At 47.5% G+C, this 2,769-nt stretch carries 2 protein-coding genes; both read left to right on the top strand.

The window, feature by feature from the left end:
• Positions 1-398 (top strand): homeobox domain-containing protein (locus E1189_RS23345; protein ID WP_230460069.1); only part of this gene is annotated, 398 nt, incomplete at its 5' end.
• Positions 399-777: 379 nt separating this feature from the next.
• Positions 778-2,622 (top strand): hypothetical protein, encoded by a 1,845-nt coding sequence (locus E1189_RS02635; protein WP_155158509.1) that lies wholly within the window; start codon positions 778-780, stop codon positions 2,620-2,622.
• Positions 2,623-2,769 lie beyond the last annotated feature (147 nt).

Here is a 2,769-nt window from a genome sequence, read left to right as displayed (position 1 = left end):
ATGAGGAGGCTGAGTCTGTGATGTATGAAGTCACATATATGCGTTCAGAGAGTATGCTTCCTGAGTTGTTTAAAGAGATTCAGCCCGAAATCGGAGTATTCAGTAAGCTGGAAACAGAACGGGATCGTATGAGGCGGGTGTGTATACGATGGTTTCTTGATCACAAGGACAATCCCTATCCGACAAAGGGAGAGCAAGAAGCGCTTGCAAAGGAAATTGGAACAACGGTTAAAAAAGTACAGACATGGTTTAGTAACAATCGCCGTAACTATCGTGAGTCAGGAAGCTTCTCCAGCGCGCCAGCTGAACGTAGAAAAAAAGCCCAGCGTGCTAAGAGTGCTCTTGAGGGTGACAGTGGAAGTGTGGGCGAAAGTTCCAGTAAAAGAAAGTGCCAGTAATAATCTGTCCGTAAGACGAGTAGTAGTGCTTTATCTGGCCGAATCTCTCTGGCTTTATTGCCTTTTACAGACACTTCAAAAGTGCCCAGATCGGATAAGTAGTACTGGATGATAGGGGGACATGCGCAGGTTCCATCACCCTGGCCAACCTGAGTACCGACCAGCTGGTGGGTATGAACGGTAACCAGATGGCTCTGCTGGTCCTGCCTGAAAAGACTTTGCACGAAAGTTCCGGTAAGCAGGGCTACCGGCACTTTTTGAGCAGGAACAGGAAAAAGCATAATTCTCACCTATAGTTCGTCCGCTGTCGTATATTTCTCGTTATGAGGACAGTCTGTTGGGTGGTTTATCCCGGCTTTTCATAAAGCTCCTTATTATCATGACTCTGTTTTTCTCAGAGCTGGTAGCTGCTGGATTCAATGGCTCCTACAACAGCACAGCAAGCCCTGCGGTTCGCACTGTTCAGTTAGCCTCCATCCTCTGCAATGCCAGTACAAACGGTCATCAGGGCTACATACGGAACAACAGTGTGAACGGCACGGCTGCTGCAACACGGTTCAAGAACTCGCCCTTGTGCAAACAGTTGAGCCAGCAACCACAACAGCGCAATCACACGGACATGAGGCAAAGAAGCCGCCATCATCCAAAGGAAGTTTCCCGTATACCTGATCGTTATACCCACACCAGCATAAGGCAGTATGACACTGTTCACGGAAGCACGGCCTTGCAGAAGAACGATCCTCCCAGAGGGACCGGCAAACATCGCAGGTCTGCCAAACTTCAGGAAAGAGAGCAAAAATGGGATAAGTCAGAGCAATGGAAGCAATGGGAAGACTGGGGAAAACGGGCAAGTCTTGAAATGGAAACCTCTTCAGAAGAGCAGACGCACCCTGTAGCCGAAAAAGGCAAGGCCAGACATCAGACCAGCAAACGATCAGCAAGCACTATCCCAGTTGTGACAGACTGCCCAGAGTGTGATTCCGTTGAAACAGGATCCTGTGAGACAGAAGGTAAAAAAAACGTTCCCTTCAAGATGATGCGCAACCATGGGGTTGTTGCCATTCCTCATTTTGATATGGATGGTGAGGGCGCAGTAGCCACACAGAATGCTGAACCCAAAATCCTGATTAAGAAATTCCGTGAAATTGATGGAGACATGCAGCCAGATACAGGCTTTTCTGATGATGGAATGGATGATATGTCTATTCCACTGCCAACAGGAGATCGTGTAACGGGGTTCACTTTGGCGAAAGATAAGCTGGTTGTTCAGTCCCGGCCTGAAAACTTTGAGGGCTTCTCACGGATTACCACGCTAAGCCTTAATGATACAGACAGCCTTGAAAGTGTTGATGGTGGATCAGCACCCGGTTTATGGGTAAGAGGTGATTTGTATCGTTACCATGATGATACGCTCTATACCTTTTCGGATAAGGAAAACAGGGTTTATATCTACCCTCAGTCAGAGCCGGACAGCATCCATTCAGCTGCTCCTGTACGGGTTGTGGATTTGAAACCTGTTCGTTCGGCTGGTGAAGAGCTGGTGTCTGTTCTGGCTGATGGCGAGCAGACTTATGTGGCAGTTCGTAAAGCTGGATCAGCGATCAAGGTGTCTCAGGTTAATGGATTGGGTGAGGTTGTTTCTGAAGACGTTAGAAGAACACAGTCAGATAGGGAGTATCAGCTTGGTTTTCGAAGTGGGAAGCCGGTTTTGGAAACAATTTTCTCTGGAGGCTCACTCTCGGCATTGGCTTGTTCTGATTCTAAGGCTCTGTGTGTAAAAAGGAAGCGAAGCACGGATAATGATAGTGCATCTTATGGCTCTGAGGATCATCTTGACTCAGGCACAATTGCAGTTATTGTAGTCGGCAGTGTAGTCGCTGGTTTCTTGGTTTTAGGCATGTGTGTATGTATTCGCAAATGTGCAATGGAAAATGAATGTTGCCTGACTTACTGTTGCCCTGATGGTGCTCGAACTAGTGAATGGCTAGACAGGACAAGCGGTTTCTACCATCGCCGATCAAGACTTACAACCCAGTATGATACTCTCACTCATGGTTATGAATCTAGAACTGTAACAGACTACGGAGCCACACCCACATGGGTTTCTGGCAGCAATGAGAGCGAAGAATCCTGGCTGGAAAGAAATTCCTATTCAGGAGATGGAAAAATCTGTGGAATCGATTTTGGCAATGACTGTTGTTGCTGTTGTGCATTAGGACATTGATTTACCCGAACATATCAGTCCACCGGAATTAATCATACAACCTTCAGGTTTATCAAAAATCTGGCGGCACTGACCTACAACATTCCGCGTTGCATGGGACAGAAAGCGCCAGATCAGGAATCACTGACAAGCTTGTTGGGGGGGGGG

It is taken from the genome of Parendozoicomonas verongulae, from assembly GCF_009711465.1.
GTDB lineage: Bacteria > Pseudomonadota > Gammaproteobacteria > Pseudomonadales > Endozoicomonadaceae > Sansalvadorimonas > Sansalvadorimonas verongulae.
Note: the sequence above shows the minus strand (reverse complement) of the source record. Positions and strands in the feature narration are given on the sequence as shown.